At 67.7% G+C, this 20920-nt stretch carries 16 protein-coding genes and 1 riboswitch; of the genes, 10 read left to right on the forward strand and 6 right to left on the reverse strand.

Annotation, left to right across the window (positions count from 1 at the left end; all coding sequences use genetic code 11):
• Positions 1 to 301 precede the first annotated feature (301 nt).
• Both BLQ75_RS18570 and BLQ75_RS18575 read right to left on the reverse strand, forming a co-directional pair.
• On the reverse strand, positions 302 to 1927 hold the full coding sequence (locus BLQ75_RS18570; protein ID WP_092603963.1) for an amidohydrolase: 1626 nt from the start codon (positions 1925 to 1927) through the stop codon (positions 302 to 304).
• Positions 1927 to 2799 carry a hypothetical protein gene (locus BLQ75_RS18575; protein WP_092603964.1) on the reverse strand — a complete coding sequence of 291 codons (873 nt, stop codon included), beginning with the start codon at positions 2797 to 2799 and terminating at the stop codon, positions 1927 to 1929. Before BLQ75_RS18575 ends, BLQ75_RS18570 begins: the two co-directional genes overlap by 1 nt.
• A gap of 370 nt (positions 2800 to 3169) precedes the next feature.
• On the opposite strand from BLQ75_RS18575, the gene BLQ75_RS18580 reads away from it, so the two are divergent.
• Complete coding sequence (locus tag BLQ75_RS18580) at positions 3170 to 4132, forward strand: NAD-dependent epimerase/dehydratase family protein (RefSeq protein WP_244515703.1); 963 nt, start codon at positions 3170 to 3172, stop codon at positions 4130 to 4132.
• Between the two features lie 311 nt (positions 4133 to 4443).
• Here BLQ75_RS18580 and BLQ75_RS18585 read toward each other — a convergent pair whose 3' ends face one another.
• Both BLQ75_RS18585 and BLQ75_RS18590 read right to left on the reverse strand, forming a co-directional pair.
• The gene (locus BLQ75_RS18585) at positions 4444 to 4626 is read right to left on the reverse strand and encodes a hypothetical protein (RefSeq protein WP_092603965.1); all 183 of its coding nucleotides are present in this window, start codon (positions 4624 to 4626) and stop codon (positions 4444 to 4446) included.
• 127 nt (positions 4627 to 4753) lie between these two features.
• Entirely contained in the window at positions 4754 to 5530 is a 777-nt protein-coding gene (locus tag BLQ75_RS18590; RefSeq protein WP_092603966.1) for an enoyl-CoA hydratase-related protein, read from the reverse strand.
• Between the two features lie 245 nt (positions 5531 to 5775).
• Between BLQ75_RS18590 and BLQ75_RS24515 the strand changes: the two genes are divergently transcribed.
• The 4 genes from BLQ75_RS24515 (at position 5776) to BLQ75_RS18615 (ending at position 9682) form a co-directional block, all read left to right on the forward strand.
• Positions 5776 to 6078, forward strand: a complete 303-nt coding sequence (locus tag BLQ75_RS24515; protein ID WP_092603968.1) for a BCCT family transporter — start codon at positions 5776 to 5778, stop codon at positions 6076 to 6078.
• A 50-nt stretch (positions 6079 to 6128) separates the two neighbouring features.
• Complete coding sequence (locus BLQ75_RS24520; protein ID WP_170837566.1) at positions 6129 to 6386, forward strand: hypothetical protein; 258 nt, start codon at positions 6129 to 6131, stop codon at positions 6384 to 6386.
• A gap of 150 nt (positions 6387 to 6536) precedes the next feature.
• Positions 6537 to 7988, forward strand: a complete 1452-nt coding sequence (locus BLQ75_RS18610) for an MFS transporter (RefSeq protein WP_244515704.1) — start codon at positions 6537 to 6539, stop codon at positions 7986 to 7988.
• A 221-nt stretch (positions 7989 to 8209) separates the two neighbouring features.
• A complete protein-coding gene (locus tag BLQ75_RS18615; protein WP_092603970.1) occupies positions 8210 to 9682 on the forward strand; it encodes an acyl-CoA synthetase in 1473 nt (490 codons plus the stop codon).
• Positions 9683 to 9810: 128 nt separating this feature from the next.
• Here the strand turns inward: BLQ75_RS18615 and BLQ75_RS18620 are convergent, their stop codons facing one another.
• Both BLQ75_RS18620 and BLQ75_RS18625 read right to left on the reverse strand, forming a co-directional pair.
• Positions 9811 to 11451 carry a beta-N-acetylhexosaminidase gene (locus tag BLQ75_RS18620; RefSeq protein WP_092603971.1) on the reverse strand — a complete coding sequence of 547 codons (1641 nt, stop codon included), beginning with the start codon at positions 11449 to 11451 and terminating at the stop codon, positions 9811 to 9813.
• 195 nt (positions 11452 to 11646) lie between these two features.
• Positions 11647 to 13320 (reverse strand): high affinity choline transporter 1, encoded by a 1674-nt coding sequence (locus tag BLQ75_RS18625; protein WP_092603972.1) that lies wholly within the window; start codon positions 13318 to 13320, stop codon positions 11647 to 11649.
• Positions 13321 to 14629: 1309 nt separating this feature from the next.
• On the opposite strand from BLQ75_RS18625, the gene clsA reads away from it, so the two are divergent.
• From clsA to gcvP, 5 genes are all read left to right on the forward strand, one after another.
• Positions 14630 to 15304, forward strand: coding sequence for a cardiolipin synthase ClsA (clsA, locus tag BLQ75_RS18635; RefSeq protein ID WP_092603973.1), 675 nt, complete (start codon positions 14630 to 14632; stop codon positions 15302 to 15304).
• Positions 15305 to 15508: 204 nt separating this feature from the next.
• Positions 15509 to 15973 (forward strand): glycogen accumulation regulator GarA, encoded by a 465-nt coding sequence (garA, locus tag BLQ75_RS18640; RefSeq protein ID WP_092603974.1) that lies wholly within the window; start codon positions 15509 to 15511, stop codon positions 15971 to 15973.
• A 335-nt stretch (positions 15974 to 16308) separates the two neighbouring features.
• Positions 16309 to 16785: a bifunctional nuclease family protein gene (locus tag BLQ75_RS18645; protein ID WP_026152307.1), complete on the forward strand. Its 477-nt coding sequence runs from the start codon at positions 16309 to 16311 to the stop codon at positions 16783 to 16785.
• A gap of 296 nt (positions 16786 to 17081) precedes the next feature.
• Positions 17082 to 17648, forward strand: a complete 567-nt coding sequence (locus BLQ75_RS18650; RefSeq protein WP_092603975.1) for a MerR family transcriptional regulator — start codon at positions 17082 to 17084, stop codon at positions 17646 to 17648.
• Between the two features lie 27 nt (positions 17649 to 17675).
• A riboswitch (glycine riboswitch) is annotated at positions 17676 to 17774 on the forward strand.
• Between the two features lie 181 nt (positions 17775 to 17955).
• On the forward strand, positions 17956 to 20850 hold the full coding sequence (gene gcvP, locus BLQ75_RS18655) for an aminomethyl-transferring glycine dehydrogenase (RefSeq protein WP_092603976.1): 2895 nt from the start codon (positions 17956 to 17958) through the stop codon (positions 20848 to 20850).
• Positions 20851 to 20920: the final 70 nt, after the last annotated feature.

Below are 20920 nucleotides of genomic sequence, written 5' to 3' on the forward strand. Positions count from 1 at the left end.
ACCCTCCTGCTCGGTGAACGTCTCGGAACTCGTCGACACCGAGGAAAGCGGCGATTGGCCGCCGTTCTCCGGTCCGGCGCGAACTCCGTGGCGGGGCTCGCCCGGGAAAGTGGGGACGAAGTCCAGGAACTCGGTTCTCAGGATTTCTGGCTCGTGCCGAATCGGAGCGCCGCGAATGGATCACTGCAACAATCTAGAAAGATCCTGCCTGCGGGTACAGCGAATACGGACGTTGCCCACCCGATCGCGTGGAATCCGTTCCCACTCTGGAGGGATATTCGTGCTGGGGTGGTGCTCGCGCTCACTCATCACCGCGATGAACGAATCCACCGTCGACCATGGTCAGGTCCACACCGACGTTGCCGATCTCCTCCGGGGGCAGCTCGAACGGATTCGCGTCGAGTACGGCCAGGTCGGCCCGCTTGCCCGGTTCCAGCGAACCGGTGTGCTGCTCCAGTCGGTGCGCCCGCGCGCTGCCGATCGTCGATGCGCTCAGGGCCTCGGAGAGCGTGATCGCCTCTCCGGGCACCAGGGGTGGTCCGTCGTCCGAGAGACCGGTGCGGTTGACCGCCACGTGCACCGCCCGCATCGGGTCGATCGTCGAAACCGGCCAGTCGCTTCCGGTGGCCAACAGCGCGCCCGTGGCCAGCAGGGAACCGAACGGGTACTGCCGCGCGTACCGCTCCGGGCCGAGGTGGGGAGCGGTGAGCTCCGTCATGGCGGCGTCGTTGTGCGCCCACTCGGCCTGGATGTTGGCCACCACCCCCAACTCGGCGAAACGCGTGAGATCGTCGGGGTGCACCACCTGCAGGTGGGCGATCTGGTGCCGGTTCCCGCTGTCGCCGTTGGCGCCGCGCGCCGTGGCCACGGCGTTCAACGCCTGTCGCACGGCCCGGTCACCCACCGCGTGGAAGTGTACGGCGAACCCCACCGCGTCGAGCCGACGCACCGCTTCGTCCAGCTCGGGTGGGTCCAGGTACGAGATGCCGCTGCCGTGCCCGTGCAGGTACGGGCGCAGCATCGCGGCGGTGAAGTTCTCGCAGACCCCGTCGAGCATTATCTTGACCGAAGGGGTTCCCAACCGTCGACCACGCGCCGCCACGGCGCGCTCCAGCAGCTCGGGGATCTGTTCGATACCCCGTTCCCGATCCCACCACAGCGAACCGGTCACCCGTCCGGTCAACCGGCCCGTCCGGTCGAGTTCCCGATAGAAGTCGAGGGGGTCGGGATACCCCAGATAAGGGCCGAGTATGGCGTCGTGCCAAGCGGTGACCCCGTGCTCGTGCAGTCGACGCTGCCCGGCCAGCAGGGCGCGCAGGTGCTCCTCCTGCCGGGCTCGCGGCACGTGTCGGCTCACCAGCTCGACCGCCGTCTCGTGCAGGGTCCCCTGCGGGGAGCCGTCCAGATCGCGTTCGATGCGCCCCCCGACGGGGTCCGGGGTGTCGCTGTCGATGCCCGCGATCCGCAGAGCGGCGCTGTTCGCCCACCCGCCGTGCTGGTCCTCGTTGATCAGCAGTGCCGGGCGTTCGCCCGTGACGCCGTCCAGACTTTCACGATCGGGACACCCGCCGGGGAACAGCGCCATCTCCCACCCACCGCCGAGCACCCACTCCGCGTCCGGATGTTGCGATGCGTACTCGGCCACCCGCCGCAGGCACTCCGCGCCGCTACCGCTGTCGGTCAGATCGCACCTGACGAGCTGTAGACCGCCGTAGAGCGGGTGCACGTGGGCGTCCTGCAGCCCGGGAAGCAGCATCCGACCGCGCAGCTCGACGACCTCGGTCTCGGCGGACAGCGACTCCTCGACCTCGGCGCGACCCAGCGCCAGGATCCTGCCGCCACCGACGGCCACGGCATCGGTGAACGGCAGGCCGGGGACCATGGTCGCCACCGTTCCGCCGAGGAATGCCGTCTCGGCGCTGGGCATCAGGCGTTCTGCTCCGCGGTGATCACCGAGACCGCCAGTTCGCGGGCCTCATCGTCCACGTAGGGGAGCTGGAAGTCGCGCTCGCGGATGTGCCGCACCAGATCCGCCTGGGGAGCCAGTTCGTGGGTACGCAGGTAGTAACCGACCGCACCCGGCCAGATCCAGCTGCCGTCGGTGTGAAACGTCATGGGCACGGTGGCCCTCCCGTACGGATCGAGGCGGTCGCTGTCGTAACCGCGGGCCGCGAGGATCACGGGGGCGCGTTCGAGGTACTCCAGCACCAGGTCCCGTTCTTCGGGGGGCAGTTCCCCTCGGTTGGTCACCGGTCGCCCCACCGCGTCGGTGCCGTCGAACACCTCCGCCTTGCGGAGTTGTTCCGGGCTCCTCGCGGAGGTGGGCGTGGTGACTCCTCCCCGTTCCGCGAGCCAGGCAGGGATGTTGTGCGTCGCGCGGGGGTACAGGTTCAGTTCCGCGGCGAACTCCGTGTACGGGGGTTCCTGCTCCCAGTCCGGGTTGTGGTCGCCGTTGAAGTCGACGCTGTAGCTCGCCGGGCGGCTGAGCCGGTAGGTGGCGCTGACCCATGTTCCGCGTTGTGGCTGGTACATACCGTGCCGCAGTTCGGCGAACAGCTCTCCCACCTCGGGGGTGACGGTTACCGGGATGCCCGTTCCATTGGGGGCGATCAACTCCGCGTCGAGCTCGCGATACGAACCGACCGCACGGTACCGCACGCTCGCTTCCCGCCAGCCCGGCGGCAGCGAGTGCACGATCCCCCGACCGATTCGCTGGATCATGTCCTGCTGACCCTGCTGATCCAGCGTGCCCGGGGGTTCTTTCCCGGCGGGCTCGCCCGGTGGTTCCGGTTGGCTCATACCTGCATCCTCCCAGTCGGATGGCCGAATCTGGCTGCTCCCGCGATTTCGCGACTGGTGTTCGGCACGCGGTTGTGCGAGACGACTCCGCCACAAGCCTAGTAGTACTTCGACGCCCCTTCGTCGTGCTCGCTTCGCGAGGTCTTTTCCCGCATCGTCGGTCGGGGCGACCACGAGGCGGTCGTTCGATGTCGGATTCCGGTGGCGCGGTCCGGGGAGTCGTCGCCCCGTGACCATCGGCTGGAGCCGGGACGACGAAGTTCCGAGAGTGCTCGGAAAGTTTCGTCCAGCTTTCGGGTGGACGCTCGGTAACCGAAATGACTGGTCGAATTCACCCGTATTGACGATGTTTTAGGCGGTAGGGTACTGGGTGCTGCTGTCGATCGCCTGCGAGGTCCCCGTGCCTTTGCGCGTGTTCGTAGCCGGAGCCACCGGCGTGGTCGGACGACATCTGCTGCCGATGCTGGCAGAGCGTGGGCACCACGTAACCGCACTGGTGAACGGAGAACCGAGATTCTCCTCCGGCGCCGACACCTTGATGTCGGCTGATCTGTTCGACTTTCCCGGGCTGAGGCATGCTCTCCGGGCCGCCGCCCCTGACACGGTGCTGCAGTTGTCGGGCCTCGACGGGGTGGACACCGAGGAGGCGCTGTGGCACACCGCCCGGCTGCGCGACCAGGGGACGCGCAACCTGCTGGCGGCCGCCACCGAGGTGGGGGTGCGCCGTGTGGTGGTGCGCAGTTCCGCCACGGCGTACGCCCCGAAGGGACACGAGGTCGCCGACGAGCAGGCGGACCTGTTCACCACCGCCCCCGGCAGTTGGGGGGAGGCCTGCCGTGCCGTCGAGGAGATGGAGCGAGTCCTGCTGCAGGAACCGGATGTCGAAGGGGTGGCCCTTCGATTTGGCGAGCTCTACGGGGCCGACACCCCCTTCGCCGAATCGGGCGGCGTCTACCGCCTCGTGCGGGGCAGTGCGCTTCCCCTCGTCGATACCGGTGGGGGAGTCACCTCGTTCACCCACGTCGAGGACGCCGCCGCGGCCGTGCTCGAAGCGCTGCACGACGTCGAACCCGCCGCGTACAACGTGGTGGACAACGAGCCCGCCGAGAGCGGGGAGTGGTTGCCCGCCTACGCACGTATGATCGGGGGGCCCGAACCGGTGTCGCTGACCTTGGAGCAGGCCAATCAGCAGCTCGACTGGGCGACAGTACACCGGCTGACCGAACAACGCGGGGCCAGCAACTTCCGTTTCAGGGAGGTCTCCGGGTGGCGCCCTCGCTGGCCCAGCTGGCGCGAGGGGCTGGCCAATCTCTTCGGATTCTGGCCGGTCTGAGCACGGAAGGGTGCTCCCGTCTTCGTGGTTTCCCCACACGGAATCATGGAGGCCGAAAAGGAGGTCACTTTTCGAGCTCGTTCGGATTCGTTCGGCGAAGCTGCTCCGGGCGGGGCCCTTGTCGTTAGAGCGGTTCGACAGGGTTGTCTCCGACTTCGGGACCAAGGTGCGCGATCAGCCGACCAACACGGATTCCGCTGCCCTGAGTCCGAGCTCCGGTGGTTCGACCTGTGCTCGGCCCGGGCCACCGGAGGCTTGGCCCGCGGCACCACGACGGTGAACCGTTGGTCAAATCCGGTGCGAAGCGGGGATTAGCCGTGCTCGTAGTCCTCCTCGTCGGGCACCACGATGTGCTGCTCGGCGAGATCCGCCGGGTTGGCGTCCGAGAATGTCCCACTCGTGGTGAGCTCGTCCTCTCCCGCTGGTTCGTCGAGGTCTTCCGCGTACGGTTCCTCTTGCTCGGCGGCGTCCCATTCCGGGGTCTCGAAGTTCATGAGCGTCACTCCTGCCGCGACGGCGCGTCGATCCTCTCCGCCCAGATGCGGACGGGGTTCGCGGTGAAAACCGGTTCACGAGTGAACGGCGGTCATTTTCCGGCCGGCCAGATCGGTGCTGGACCGATCAGTCCAGCGGCGGAAACCCCGGTTCGTGGCGCTGCCGCGTGTCACGTTCCCGCGTCGGGTCGGTGCCGCCGCGCAACGCCGTGATCATATGGAGCCCGGCGTCGGAGACCGCAGTTTCCAGCCCCGTGTCCAACCCACTGTAGACCCGCTGCTTGACGGCTGCCATCGAGGCCGGTGAGCACTCGCGCGCCAGCGTCGCCGCGTACTCCATCGTCTCGGCCAGTACCTGGTCGCTCGGGACCACCCGGTCGACCAGTCCCAGTTCGTGGGCCCGGGTGCCGTCGATCGTCCGTGCCGACAGCAGCAGGTCCATGGCGGTGCCGAGCCCCACCAGCTTCGGGAGCAACCACGCCAGGCCGTGCTCGGCGACCATCCCGTCCCGACTGAACGCGGTGGTGAAACCCGCCTCCGGCGTCGTGAACCGGACATCGGTGAACAGCGCGGCAGCCAGCCCCGCCCCCGATGCGGCACCGTTGATCGCCGAGATGACCGGTTTGCGCAACCGCATGCTCAGGCTCAGCCGGTGATGAGTGTCGGCGGTGCCGAGGTCCTCGGAATCCGGCGGTGCCGTGATGTCCGAGCCCGCGCAGAAGCCGCTTCCCGAACCGGTGAGCACCACGACCCGGACCGACGGATCCCGGTCGGCCCGTTCGAGCAGCGCGACGTAGCGGGATCGCATCGTGGGAGTCCAGGCGTTGAGCTGTTCCGGGCGGTTCAGCGTCAACAGCAGTACCGCCTCGTGCTGTTCGGCAAGGATCTCGTCGGTACCTGACATGTGATCACCTCCGCCGGGACTGGCTGGAAACTACCCAGCTATGCGAAGCATCACAAGTCCATTACCTCCGGTCGGGTGAGTAGGCCCCGTGCGGGGCTCATCAGCCCGGTACGTCCGGAGCAGTCGGGAGCCGGTTCGAGGAATTCGCCGGCCTTCGCCGCCACGTGCGCGGCCATCGGGATCGCACGTCCCGAAGAGGTACCCACATGCGACGCGAGGATCTCCAAGGGACGCACCATCCGGGAATGATCGCCGGAATGTTCGTGGCGGGCAGCGTCGGGTGCTGGGGTGCCTTCACCCCGCTGGGCAACACCGCGATGTTCTGCCAGATCGCCGACATCGTGTGGACGCAGGGCAACGTCGCCGGCACCATGGCCGCGTTGTCGCAGCTACCACTCGGCACGGTGGTGCTCGCGGTGTTCGTGCTGCTCGTGGTGCTGTTCCCGGCGACCACGCTGGACTCCTCTGCCTACACCATGGTCGCGGTGGCCTCCGCCGAACTCGGAGGTCCGTCGTCCCGTCGGCAGGCCGCGTTCGTCGCCCCGTAAGCGAGCTGCCCCGTGGCGCCGATCCGGCCCGCTGGCCCCGAGTCTTCTGGGTGGTGGTGCCGGCCGCGGTCTCCATCGCGCTGATGTACGCGGGCGGTCTCGAAGCGCTGCAGACCTTGCCGATTATCACCGCCTTCCTGCTGATATTCGTGCCGACGCTGGTCGTGGAGCCGTTGCGTTGGTGGCTCAGGGACGACGTGAAAGCCGAGCGTGCCGTTGGCGACGGGACTGTGGCCCCGAGGCCGAAGTCCCGGACGAGCCCGGTTCACGGGAACCGGAGGAGGAGCCACGCCCCGATGCCGTCGTAGCCCCCGGCGGAGGCTGAACCACCGGCCGGTCCGCTCGTACCGCAGGCCGGAACGAGCCGGCGGTATTTCCCACCACCGCCGTGGCGGGCTCCCAGGGGACGTGATGAGGTGTGGGACGGGTCCGGTCGGCAGCCGCTGATGAGGTGAGCAGTGAGTGGAGCAGAGTCGGCAGCGTCCGCCGTGACAGCGGGAGGCGAAGGGCACGACCGTCGTTGGCGTGTTCTGGCCCTGTGCCTGCTGGCCGGCTTCATGACACTGCTGGACGTCAGCATCGTCAACGTGGCCCTGCCGTCGATCCAGCGCGGGCTCGACGCGCCGCCGGTGGCGCTGTCCTGGGTGATCTCCGGTTACGCGTTGGCGTTCGGACTGGTGCTGGTGCCGATGGGCAAGCTCGGTGACGCCCACGGACGCGGCAGGATGTTCCTGGTCGCGCTCGCTGCTTTCACCGTGGCCAGCGGTCTCGCCGGAGCAGCGCAGAACCCCGCTTGGATCGTGGTGGCGCGACTGCTGCAGGGCGCCGCGGGTGGAATGCTCAACCCTCAGGTGCTGGGGCTCATCCAGCAGCAGTTCCACGGACGGGAGCGTGGTACCGCCTTTGGGCTGTTCGGCGCGGTGGTCGGGATCTCCACCGCCGTGGGGCCACTGCTGGGCGGGTTGATCATCGAACTGGCCGGGGCCGAGCACGGCTGGCGCTGGGTTTTCTTCGTCAACCTGCCGATAGGTCTGGCCGCGCTCATCGCGGCGGCACGGATCATGCCGCGCGGTTCGGGGAACCGGCAGCTCCGGGGAGCCGATGCTCTCGGGGTGTTCCTCCTCGGGGCGGCCGTGGTCTGCCTGCTGCTGCCGCTGGTCGACCGGGAGGGGATGAGCGGCCCGCTGAGCTGGTCGCTGTGGGCCGCCGTCCCGGTTCTGCTGCTGTTGTTCGTCACCTGGGAGCTGCGGTGCTCCCGCCGCGGGGGTTCCCCGCTGGTGGACCTGAGGCTGTTCCGTATCAGCAGCTACACCTTCGGAGCGACGCTGGGCATGCTGTACTTCGCCGGTTTCACCAGCATCTTCTTCGTCCTCGCCGTCTACTTCCAGCGCGGTCTCGGATACTCCGCGTTGCAGGCCGGGCTGGCGCTGACACCCTTCGCGGTGGGATCCGCCGTTTCCTCCGCGTTCAGCGGTCGCGCGGTGCACCGACTCGGTCGCAAGGTCGTGCTGCTCGGGTTGGGCGGAGCCCTGCTGGGGTTGTTGACCACCGAGATCCTGTTGTCGAGGCACCAGGGTGACCTCGCGGGGTTGGTCATCGCGTTGCCGTTGCTGGTGGGGGGAGTGGGCAGCGGCATGGTGATCTCACCGAACCAGACCGTGACCCTCAGCGAGGTCGATGTCGCCAGGGGCGGCACCGCGGCGGGCGTGCAGCAGACCGGCCAGCGCATCGGTACCGCCATAGGGACCGCCACCGCCTCCGGCCTGTTCTTCGCCGCGCTGCCCGGTGACTACGACACCGCCATAGCGCACGGCCTGCTGGCCTCGGTCTCGTTCGTGGCCGCCGCCGTGCTGGTGGGTCTGCTCGAACTGCTCGTCACCCGTCGACGGCGTGATCCCTCCACCACGTGAGGGCTGAGCCGAACCGGTGGTCACACGGAGTCCCGCCGTCCCGTCCGAAACGCGTGGCCTCCGGTTACGGCATCCCTGAACCGTGTTCGGGTGCGTCGTTGCAGGACGTGCAGCCGCGCTCCACAGCGAGCTGACGACGGAGGCCGAGACCGAAGTTGTCGACCTCCCTCTGAGACGGTTGTGTGGTCGGTTTGGTGACGGACGGAGTTCCGAGGGCGATTATGTGTGCTGATTCCGCGGTGTTGCTGCCGAAGCTGCGTGAACCTGACGAGAGCGAGGCGGTGCGTTTCGGGACACACGGACTGAGTTACGCGCGGTTGGCCAGCGTGGCCGGCGAGGTCGCCGCTCGTGTCGGAGGGGCGAAACGGGTGGCGGTGTGGGCCGATGCCGCGCCGGAGAACTGCGCGGCTTTGGTCGGGGCGCTGTGCGCCGGTGCCGCGGTCGTGCCGCTGAACCCGAAGCTGGGGGAGCGGGAGCTGGAGCACATCGTCACCGACAGCGAGCCGGAACTGGTACTCGGTGCGACCGGGTTCTCGGCCCCCTCGGCGTTGTCCCACGTGCCGGTTTTCGAGGTCTCGGTCGAAGTGGCCGGGCGGGAGCTGCCCGAGGAACCGGCGTCGGACTCCGACGCCCTGATCGTCTACACCTCCGGTACCACCGGGATGCCGAAGGGAGTGGTGCTGTCCCGGAAGGCGATTCGCAGCAACCTCGACGCGGTGGCCCGGGCCTGGGAGTGGACCGCCACAGACGTGCTGGTCCACGCCCTGCCGCTGTTCCACGTGCACGGTTTGATCCTCGGGCTGCTCGGGCCGCTGCGAGTCGGGGGGACACTGCGGCACCTGGTTCGCTTCGAACCGGCGGGAGTGGCTGACCAGCTCGCCGGCTCGGGCACGATGCTGTTCGGGGTGCCCACGATGTACCGGCGGCTGGCCGACGACGCGGAACGCGACCCCGACATCGCGCGGGCGCTGGGGCGAGCGCGGCTGCTGGTCTCCGGCTCGGCCGCGCTGCCGGCGGTGGAGCACCGGCGTATCGCCCGCTTGACCGGCCAGCGGGTGGTGGAGCGCTACGGCATGAGCGAGACCATCATGAACTGTGGAGTGCGGGCCTCCGGTGATCGCAGACCCGGCTACGTGGGGACCCCCTTCGGCGGTGTCGAGCTGATCCTGGTCGACGACTCGGGGAGCAGGATCACCGTCTCCGACGACGAGACGGTGGGCGAGATCCTGGTGAGCGGCCCGAATCTGTTCCGGGAGTATCTCAACCGGCCGGAGGACACCCGGGCGGCCTTCACCGACGGCTGGTTCCGTACCGGGGACATGGCGACCCGGGCTCCGGACGGCTACATCCGCATCGTCGGACGCCGCGCCACCGACATGATCGGCAGTGGCGGTTTTCGGGTCGGTGCCGGTGAGGTGGAGAACGTGCTGCTGGAGCACGAGGCTGTTTCGGAGGTAGCGGTGACGGGTGAGTACGACCCCGACCTCGGTCAGCGCATCGTGGCCTGGGTGGTGCCCGGTCGTGCCGAGGTCTCCGAGCGGGAGCTCGTCGAGCACGTCGTCGGACTGCTCAGCTCCCACAAGCGTCCGAGGGAAGTGCGTTTCGTTCGGGAACTGCCGCGCAACGAGCTGGGCAAGATCCAGAAGGGGAAGCTGGACCGGGAATGGGGGGCTCTGCACGCCTTCGCGGGCTGAGCTCGCCGTCGTCCGGGGTCGTGGCCCGGACACGCAGGCGAGCGGGGCGCGACGATGGGGCCGGCACACCCCGGAACGGCTTCCGGGGTGTGCCGGTGATCAGTGCGGTCTCGAGCGTTCGGCGGGTGTCACGACCAGGGAATCTGTTCGGAGCGGTAGTAGTCGATTCCCTGTTCCTCCCAGCTCGGAGCCTGCTTGGCCAGCCGTTGCCGGAACGAGGACCAGTCGAGCTCGTCGGCGGAGGACCAGCCCAGCTCGGCGATGGCGGGCAGTCGGGGGAACGCCATGAACTCGATCTCGTCGGAGTTCGTCAGGGTTTCGCTCCAGAGCGGAGCCTCCACACCGGCGATCGAACTCTCGGGGACCGACTTCATGAAACCGCCCGGATCCCAGTCGTATGCCTCCCGCACCGTGGTGGGGCCGGCCCAGTCCAGGCCGAGCTCGGTGTCCTCGTTGTACTTCTGGTCCAGGTAGGACTTGTGCGCGGGCGAGAGCAGAATCTCGTTGCCCCGTGCCGCTGCCTCGGCGACCTCCGCGTTGGAGTTCGTGGTGCCCCAGTACTGCACCATGGCCGACTCGGAGGGGTTCGCCTTGGCGTACTCGTGCCAGCCGAGCGGGGTCTTGCCGTACTTCTCCACGATCGGCAGCACCCTGGACATGAACTTCCGGTAGTCCTCATCGGTGGTGGCGTGAGCTTCGTCGCCACCGATGTGCAGGTACTGGCCCGGTGTCATCGCGGCGACTTCCCGGATGACGTCGTCGACGAATTCGTAGGTGATCTCCTTGTCGATGCACAGCGAGCTGAAGCCCACCTTGATCCCGGTGTAGAGGTCCGGGGCCTCACCGTCGCAGTTGAGCTCGGCGTAGGAGGCCAGCGCGGCGTTGGTGTGCCCCGGCATGTCGATCTCGGGCACGATGGTGATGTTGCGGGAGGAGGCGTAGCGCACGATCTCGGCGAACTCCCGCTTGGTGTAGTAACCACCCTCACCGCCGCCGACCTCGGTGCTGCCACCGTGGGTGGTCAGCCGCGGCCAGCTGTCGATCTGAATCCGCCAGCCCTGGTCGTCGCTCAGGTGCATGTGCAGATAATTGATCTTGTACTGGGCGAGTTGGTCGATGTAGGTCTTGACCTGGCCGACCTCGAAGAAGTGCCTGGCCACGTCCAGCATGGCCGAGCGCCGTTCGAACCGGGGCTTGTCGACGATCTCGCCCGCGCGCACCTTCCATGGGCCGTGCCTGGGGAAGTCGCTCTCGGCCTTGGCGGGCAGCAGCTGCCGCAACGTCTGGACGCCGTAGAACAGCCCTTCCGAACCGGTCGCGTGGATGGTCAACCGGTCCTGGTCGACGTCCATCCGGTAACCGGACTCGCCGAGCCTCTCCCGCGAGCCGTCCAGCCGCAGCACGATGTCGTTCCGGCCGGGGCTGTCCCGGTTGACCAGGAGTCCGTATCCGGTGGAGGGCCTCAACTGCCGTTGCAGGTAGTGCGCGACCTCGACCGCTTCCGAGCTGTCCGGAGGAGTGTGGATGCCGGTGTTCCACTTGATGTGGAATTTTTCACCGGGCTCTTCCCGCACCGATGTGGGTGCGGGGATCACGTCGTGCAGGGAAGGCGTGTCGTCCGAGTCCCGCTGCTGTCCCGCTTGGGGCTCGTGCTGTTGCGGAGCGGCGACGGACAGGGTGCCTCCCGCCAGCATCGCGCTGGTGGCCAACGCCAGTGCCGCGGGTATACGCCTGTACGGATTTCGGGGTGTTTCCCGAGTTCGTTTCATCCTGGTCTGTACCTCTCGTCGGAGACGGTTGGATAAGGTATAGACCAAAGTTTCGGGGGAGGTATATAGCCTGTTCGGAGTAGAACGGTTGCTGCTGGTGGTCGCTTTCCGGTGTGCGACGCACGTCGGACCCGCCGCGCTCGAGTTGCGACGGGTCCGACGGTTCGCGGTGCCGACCTCACGAGGTGGTGATGGTCAGACCTCAGTCCTGGCCGTGTTGTTCGGAACGCTTTCGGACTCCGAGTCCTCGGTGAGATCGTTGCCCCACCGGGCACGTTCCGGGGTGTCCGGCTCCAACGCGGCCATCGGTACCGGTTCACTCCGGCGGCGGGTGATCGCCGACACCACGACGATCGTCAGCAGGGCCGCCACCATCGTGACCGTGCGGAACGGGAACAGCACCGCGCCGTCCTCGTACCAGGGCCACGGCAGCAGCGGCTGGAGCCCGAATGTGTCCTCTCCCGCGGAGAACCGCAGCACGACCGCGACGAGGAATCCGGCCGTGGCGCCGATCCGGTTGGCGAACGGAACGAACAGCGCGCACACCAACAGCGGGAACAGCATGACGAAGATCAGGTCACTGGCCAGATACCACAGGTCGTAGACACTGCTGGCCCGCAGCGCCATCAGGGTGGCCGCCGCGCCGATGATCACGATCAGCCTGCGGATCACCTTCTGCACCTGCTCCGGTTTCGCGTTCGGCCGTACCAGGCGTCGGTAGACGTTCCACCCGGTCAGTGACGAGGCGGACAGCACCGAGGAATCGACGCTGGACATGACGGCGGCCGCGAGAACACCCAGACCGAGCGCCGCCGCACCGGTGGGCAGCAGATAGCGCAGCACGTAGGGCAGCACCATCGAGGGGTTGTCCAGCGGGGGAGCTCCTTCCGCCTGGAAGTTCGCCGCGGTGGCCACGACACCGATGAGCACCGGCGGGATGGCGGCCAGCACGCACATCACGCTGGCGCCGACCGAGAGCCTGCGCGCGTTCTTCGGGCTGCTGGAGGACAGCACCCGCTGAAAGTAGACCTGCCAGGGGATGCCGCCGAGCACCAGGGCGATTCCGGCGTCCCACCAGTTCCAGTAGGAGTGGCCCCATGCGGGGTCGTCCCAGCCGGTCAACGGTGGGAACAGCGATGCGTAGGACTCGAAGTCGAAATTGGAGGGGTAGGCGCTCCAGGCGTCTCCCAGCCCACCGACGGCCGATGCGGCGAACGGTACCGCCACGATCAGGCCGATGAAGATGACCACGACCTGCACCACGTCGGTGATGGCCACCGACCACATGCCGCCGACGACGGTGTAGGCGACCGCGATCACCGCCGACAGGATGATGGAAACGGTGAAATCCAGGCCGATGATCGTGCCGAAGGTGGTGCCCAGCGCGGTGAGGATCGCCCCGGTCCAGAAGATCTCGCCGAGGATCGCCGGGATGGCGCCGAGACCGGCGACGCTCCTGCCGAACCGGATGTCGATCGGGTCCAGCATGGTGGTGAACCGGCCGCGCCGCATCTTCTTGGCGAAGAACAGTCCGCCGATGAGCAGGCTGACCGCGTAGCCCCACGGCGCCTGAGCCCAGGCGAGACCACTGCTGAAGGTGCTCTCGGCGGTACCGCTGATGTAGCCGCCACCGACCCAGGTGGCCGTCATGGTGAACACGCCGATCCACAGCGGCATGTTGCGGCCCGCGACCATCGTGTCGCCCAGCCCGCCTCCGCGTCGGGCGGCCACGAAAGCACCCAGCCAGTAGAACAACGCGTAGAAAACCAGCATCGCGATCAGGCCCGGCCACGAAACATTCGGTTCCGCGAGGGCGACATACGTCAGGGCGAATGCCAAAACGATCACGAAAACGCCGATCTTCACCATCCCTCTTTTGCCCACGTGGGCAATGGGTGGTCGGGTGCTGTCGTCACCGTTCGTACGTGTTTCGGCAGGCACGTTCTTCCCTTCCGTGTCGCTGTCAGAACGGTTCGAGACCATAGCCAGAAATAGCGTTGATGTACAGATGTACTAGTTACGCGAAGGTAACGAATCACTGTTCCTCGATGCCGCTGCCGCTCAAGGGGAGAGCTCGGTTCAGTGGTGGCTTTTGTGGTCGAAATACCAGGTCAAGAAGTTTTTGATTATGAAGGGGATCCCGGTGTGGACCTCCCCGGCGGCTCGGGTGGGCCGTTGGTTCACCGGAGGCGAAGTGTTAGCCGACTCACCGAGGATTGAGAGACGCGACACACTTCGGCTGCCGTGTGAAGGGAAGGTGGTGCGGTTCGCGAGCGGCCCTGTCGTGGGGGCGCGTTTTCCACACATTGTGCCCCCCCTGTTACCGACTGTTTTTTGATTTTCGCCCCTTCGGGGCTTCGATCATCCCCGTCCGGTGGCGCTTCGCTTCCGGTTCGTCCGGGGATGTGGTTCGATTCGATTCTTCCGCTCTTTTCGGGGGTAAGGTCGGATTCGGAGGCGGTTGTCGTGCGATTTCGGCGCGAGCCGGTTTCGCCGCCGCGGCGGTGAGAGTCACTCGGCCCGGTTCCCTGCCTCGGAAGGGCTTACGAGAACCGCTCGTCGCGTCCCCGGACGCGCCGAGCGGCGGGCGGCCGGAGCGGGCTGCCCAGCCCGGGGGATCGTCCGCGCGTACCTCGGGCCCGGTTCGGCGCTCGAGAAGGACCGCCCGGCGCAACGGGAGATGTGTGCCGCGACACATCCTCGGCCCGCGCGCACAATCGGTACCGAGGGCCCGAAAGCTAACGTTGGACGCGGTCAGGACGACGGTTCTGGCGGAGGTACTACGGAAGATGCGCAGCGATACGTCATCGAATTCGGAGTCCGTTCCCGAGGACGAGACCGGAAGCGGGGGTGGTGGGCTCCCCACGACCCCCTGCTCGGTGGTCTGGAGCGGTGGCCACCCTTTCGTGCTCGAGGGAAGCGGCGGACGGTCGCGCTGGGTCGGCGTCGACGACCGCGGTCGACCACGGTTTCTCAGCGACGCCGAGCTCAACCGCAGAGGTTGGTCTCTTCCCGCGAGCTGACGCCTGGTGCCGCCGACCGCGGGGCGCACGCGTATGGCACCCTGAACGAACAGGCACGATGACGCGTCCGGCGTGACCACGAGCGGGCGCGTCATGGATCGCGGGCCCACTCGTGGAACTGGAGTGGAGTCGGCCCGCTCGCAGGGGAGGGTCTCGTGGTGCAAGACGCCGATGGCGCCACTACGGGATCGGCGCGGAGTTCCCGGGGGGAAGGCTCGGACCAGGGAATCGATCGCATCAGGGAAGTGGCCGCCGGGGTCTGGAGCGATCCGTGGTGGACGGTTCCCAACGCGTTGAGCGTGCTGCGGCTCGCCGGAGTTCCGGTCTTCCTGTGGCTGTTGCTCGGTCCTCAGTGGGACCTGCTCGCGTTGCTGGTGTTGGTCTTCAGTGGCGTCACCGACTGGCTGGACGGCAAACTCGCCCGGTGGCTGAACCAATACAGCAGAGTGGGACAGCTACTGGACCCGGCGGCCGACCGGCTCTACATCGTGGCGACGTTGGTGGCGTTCGTGGTCAGGGGAGTGGTCCCGTGGTGGGTCGCTTCCGCCCTGATCGCGCGTGATCTGTTGCTGACGTTGTGCCTGCCCGTGCTGCGGTACCACGGGTTCGAACCGCCTGACGTGCACTACCTGGGCAAGGCCGCCACGTTCTGCTTGATGTACGCCTTCCCGCTGCTGCTGGTGGTGCAGGGGGACTTCGCGCTCGACTGGATCGCCCGCCCGTTCGCCTACGCGTTCACGGGTTGGGGGGCCGCGCTCTACCTTTGGGCCGGGCTGCTCTACCTCGGCCAGGTGGTCGGCGCCGTCCGGCTCGCCCGCGTCCGCGGTTGAACACTCCATCCGTCGCGTCCCGAGTCGTGCGGGCACGGCGGGTGGGCCGTTGAACGAATGTGATCTTCGCTGCGATGATCGTGTGAACACCCTGGTGGTATCCGGCCCGATCGGCCTGAATATCGGGACTCGCCGTCCGCCGTCGTGTACGGCGAGGTACGTTGGGTGGTACTGGCACGATCCATCCGCAGGAGGAGAGCTCAGGTGAGCACCAACGACGGGCCCGGCGACGTACCGCCGGAGCAGTCATCGGAGACCACCTCGGTCTTCAAGCCCTTCCTCTCCGAGCAGGAGAACGCCGAGAGTGCGCCTGCAGAGTCCAACGCGTCCGGTGTGGACGCGCTGCCCGCCGGATCAGCTCTTCTGGTGGTCAAGCGCGGCCCCAACGCCGGTTCGCGCTTCCTGCTCGACCGGGAGACCACCAGTTCCGGCCGGCATCCCGACAGTGACATCTTCCTGGACGACGTGACCGTTTCCCGCAGGCACGCGGAGTTCCGTCGGGAGGGCGCCGAGTACGTCGTCGTCGACGTGGGGAGTCTCAACGGAACTTACGTCAACCGTGAGCCCGTGGACACCTCGGTGCTGGCCAACGGTGACGAGGTGCAGATCGGCAAGTTCCGCCTGGTGTTTCTGACCGGTCCTGGGGAAGGGGCGCAGGGCACTCGGTAACGAGCGGACTGCTCTGTTCGGTGGTGACCACGGCGCCACCCTGTACGAGACCAAGGGATTCGATACGGCTGCCGAACCCGCGAGCCACGCCCGCTCGTGGGCATTTTCGGGATCTGCCGACCCGACCCTGTCCGGCGAGGCCGTGGGACGTGCCCGATCATTCGGTGTGCGGGGTACGGTATGTACGTCCCATCGGGTGATCCGTGGGGCAGGGGAAGCGGTCGGCGCTTGTGTGGGCGGCGTCTTCGCCGTATCGCGGGTAGCGTCGGAGGCGTCGGTGCGCGATCCTCGAAGGAGATGTCACGCTTCGGCGCGCTGGAGGAGGCGATTTGACGATGAGCAGCGAGATGCGCGTCGTCGGCGTGCGAGTGGAACTGCCGGCCAACCAGCCGATCCTGTTGTTGCGCGAGACCGACGGTGAGCGGTATCTGCCGATCTGGATAGGCTCGGTCGAGGCTACCGCGATCGCGCTGGAGCAGCAGGGAGTGCGGCCCGCCAGGCCGCTCACCCACGACCTGCTCAAGGACGTGGTCGGTGCGCTCGGGCGAGAGTTGGAACAAGTTCGGGTGACCGACCTCCAGGAGGGGACCTTCTACGCGGAACTCGTCTTCGACGGGGACGTGCGGGTTTCCGCGAGGCCGAGCGATTCGGTGGCGCTGGCACTGCGCACCGGTGTTCCGATCCACGCCGAGCAGTCGGTGCTCGACGAAGCGGGGTTGCTGATCCCCGACGAGCAGGAGGACGAGGTCGAGAAGTTCAAGGAGTTCCTGGACTCGGTCTCGCCGGAGGACTTCCGCGGCGCTGACACCTGAGGCATCCCACCACGGCGGTGCCCGCGGACGTCGCTTCCGCGCGAGGGCGCCGGTGGGACGTCCCGAAGGTGTTGAGGGGGCGCGGGACGTCTTGCCGGTAGCGGGGCACCGCCACTCGACGGAAGCGCCGCGCGTCGCGTTGACCGCCGTCACCGGTGGGCATACCTTCGAACGACACGGTGGACGTACGCGCGGTGATCGAGCGGGTGGGGGCGTGACGAGATCGGATTCGGACCGGCCGGGCACCGCTGTCCCGGATTCGAGGGCCGCCGTGGGTCGGCCGAGGGGAGGCGTGCGTGGTCGAGAACGCATCACGGCTGGATACGAACGTAGAGCAAGCTGAGCTGTTCCCGGACGCCGCGCTTCCGGACGAGCTGGTCGGCTACCGAGGACGTGCTGCCTGTCAGATCGCCGGTATCACCTATCGGCAGCTGGACTACTGGGCCCGCACCCAACTGGTCGAACCATCGATCAGGCTCGCGGAGGGTTCCGGGTCGCAACGGCTGTACTCGTTCAAGGACATCCTGGTTCTCAAGGTGGTCAAACGCCTGCTGGACGCCGGTGTTTCGCTGCACAACATCCGCACCGCCGTGGACCACCTGCGCGGCCGCGGGGTCCGCGACCTGGCTGGCGTCACCCTGTTCAGTGATGGGACCACTGTCTACGAGTGCACCTCGGCGGAGGACGTGGTGGATCTGCTGCGCGGCGGGCAGGGGGTCTTCGGGATCGCCGTCAGCGGCGCCATGCGAGAGATAAGCGGCACGATCCGCGAGTTCCCCGCTGAGCGGGCCGACAGCGCCGGTGTTCGCTCATCGGACGAGGACGAACTGTCCCGCAAGCGTCGTGATCGCCAAACGGGGTGACATATGAGGTACGCTCACACTTGTCGCTGACCCCGTACGGGAGAGATCGTGCCGACCCTCGGCACGGCGCCGAAGGAGCAACCCCTCCCCGACAACCTCTCAGGCTATTGGGACCGTACGGGCGAGATACCTCTGGAAAGAGGGATTCACCACAGCGTCGTGGTGAACCCCGCCGACGGTGCAAACCCGCGATCCCGGGTGAAGCTCTCAGGCGCCCGCCTCGCGGGCATTGACAGAGGGGGAGGTCAGTCACTCGACCGAGTGCTGTCTGCCCTGTCCGAGATGCCCGACGATTGAGGTTTTGGCGATGACCGACGAACGTATACCGTTGGCCGCTCTCGAGCACGGAACCCCGTTCGCCGACCGCCACGTTGGCCCCATGCCGGCTGAGCTGGCTCGGATGCTCGATGTGATCGGTGTCGGTTCCCTCGAAGAACTCGGCGAACAAGCCGTCCCGCCCGGAATCCGGGAGCGGGACGCGCGGATGGCGTTGCCGGAACCGGCCACCGAGGCCGAGTCCCTCGACGAACTGCGCGAACTCGCCGACAGCAACAACCCGCATGTGGAGATGATCGGCCTCGGCTACCATCCCACCATCACCCCTCCGGTGATCCGCCGCAACGTGCTGGAGAATCCGGCCTGGTACACCGCCTACACGCCGTATCAGCCCGAGATATCCCAGGGGCGGTTGGAAGCCCTGCTGAACTTCCAGACGATGGTCGCCGACCTCACCGGCGTCCCGGTCTCCAACGCCTCGATGCTCGACGAGTCCACGGCCGCTGCCGAGGGGATGACCCTGGTGCGGCGCGCGGGCCGCTCGAAGTCCCCCCGGTTCGTCGTGGACACCGACGCGCTGCCGCAGACCATCTCGGTCATCGAGACACGGGCCGAACCGCTCGGAATCGAGATCGTCCACGCCGATCTCTCCCAGGGAGCCGCCGGGCTGCCGGAAGGGGAGTTCTTCGGTGCGTTGCTGGCCTATCCGGGTGCGTCCGGTGCGGTGCGCGACCACGAGGAGGTCATCGCCGAGGTGCACCGGCGCGGCGGTATGGCCGTCGTCTCGGCCGACCTGCTGGCGCTGACACTGCTGCGCGCACCCGGCGAGATCGGCGCCGACGTCGTCGTGGGAACCAGCCAGCGCTTCGGCGTCCCCATGGGCTTCGGCGGTCCCCACGCGGGCTACATGGCGGTACGCAAGGGCGTGGAGCGCCAGCTGCCCGGCCGACTGGTCGGGGTCAGCGTGGACGCGGACGGCAACCAGGCCTACCGGCTGGCGCTGCAGACCAGGGAACAGCACATCCGCAGGGAGAAGGCCACCAGCAACATCTGCACCGCCCAGGTGTTGCTGGCCGTGGTCGCCTCGATGTACGCCGTCTACCACGGTCCCGAAGGGCTGCGCGCCATCGCGACCCGCACGCACCGCATGGCCACCGTGCTGGCCGAGCAGCTGCGGCGGGGCGGTGTGGAGGTCTGCCACGACGACTTCTTCGACACCGTGCTGACCCGCGTCCCCGGCCGTGCCGACGAGGTCGTCGCCGCCGCACGCCGCAACGGTGTGAACCTGCGCAGGGTCGATGCCGACCACGTCGGTATCAGCTGTGACGAGACGACCACCAGGCAACGGCTGGCCTCGGTCTGGCACGCCTTCGGACTGGCAGCGGGCGACCTCACCCCGGTCGACGAGCTGGACACGCTCGTTTCGGACGCCCTGCCCGCGGCGCTGCGACGTACTACCGAGTACCTGACCCATCCGGTCTTCCACCGGCACCGCTCGGAGACGGCGCTGCTGCGCTACCTGCGCGGGCTCGCCGACTCCGACGTCGCCCTCGACCGCAGCATGATCCCGCTCGGCTCCTGCACCATGAAGCTCAACGCGGCCGCCGAGATGGAGCCGATCACCTGGCCCGCCTTCGGGGAACTGCACCCGTTCGCCCCAGCAGAGGACGCGGCCGGGATACTGCGAGTCGTCGAGGACCTGCGGAACTGGTTGGCCGAGATCACCGGCTATGACGAGGTGAGCCTGCAGCCGAACGCGGGCAGTCAGGGCGAGTTCGCGGGCCTGCTGGCGATCCGGGCCTACCACCGCCAACGTGGCCAGCAGCAGCGCGACGTATGCCTGATCCCGGCCAGCGCCCACGGCACCAACGCGGCCAGCGCCGTCATGGCCGGCTTGCGGGTGGTCGTCGTGCGCTGCGACGACGCGGGCAACATCGAGATGGACCACCTGCGTGAGCTGGTGGACAAGCACCGCGACGAGCTCGCCGCGATCATGATCACCTACCCCTCCACGCACGGGGTCTACGAGAACACCGTGCAGGACGTCTGCGGGCTGGTGCACGACGCGGGCGGTCAGGTCTACGTGGACGGGGCCAACCTCAACGCGCTGATCGGGCTGGCTCGGATGGGCAAGTTCGGTGCCGATGTCTCCCACCTGAACCTGCACAAGACCTTCTGCATCCCGCACGGTGGCGGCGGTCCCGGTGTCGGCCCCATCGGGGTGCGTGAGCACCTCTCGCCGTTCTTGCCGAATCACCCGCTACAGCCGCAGGCGGGTCCGGAGACCGGCGTGGGGCCGATCAGCTCCGCCCCGTGGGGCAGCGCCTCGATCCTGCCGATCTCTTGGGCCTACGTCCGCATGATGGGATCGGACGGGCTGCGCCGGGCTACGCTGACGGCCGTCGCCTCGGCCAACTATGTGGCCAAGCGGCTCCACGACTACTTCCCGGTGCTCTACACCGGCAGTGGGGGGCTCGTCGCCCACGAGTGCATCCTGGACCTGCGCGAGATCACCAAGGAGGCCGGGGTATCCGTCGACGACGTGGCCAAGCGGCTCGCGGACTACGGGCTGCACGCCCCCACGATGTCGTTCCCGGTCGCGGGCACGCTCATGGTGGAGCCGACGGAGAGTGAGAACCTCGCCGAGCTGGACCGCTTCTGCGACGCGATGATCGCGATTCGTGCCGAGATCGACAAGGTCGCGGCGGGAACGTGGTCGGCCGAGGACAACCCGCTGGTCAACGCTCCGCACACCGCCGCCTCGCTGGCTGGGGAGTGGGAGCATCCTTACAGCAGGTGGGAGGCCGCGTACCCGACGGATAGCCCGGAGAACAAGATCTGGCCTCCCGTTCGGCGGATCGACCAGGCGCACGGGGACCGCAACCTGGTGTGCTCCTGCCCGCCGATGTCGGCTTACGAGGGGTAACCGAGAGTTCCGCGAGGCTGTCTAATACGGTGGGCTCTTTACGTGACCGACTCCGAGAGGGGTATACGAG

It is taken from the genome of Actinopolyspora xinjiangensis (genome assembly GCF_900104475.1).
In the GTDB taxonomy this organism is placed as follows: Bacteria; Actinomycetota; Actinomycetes; order Mycobacteriales; family Pseudonocardiaceae; genus Actinopolyspora; species Actinopolyspora xinjiangensis.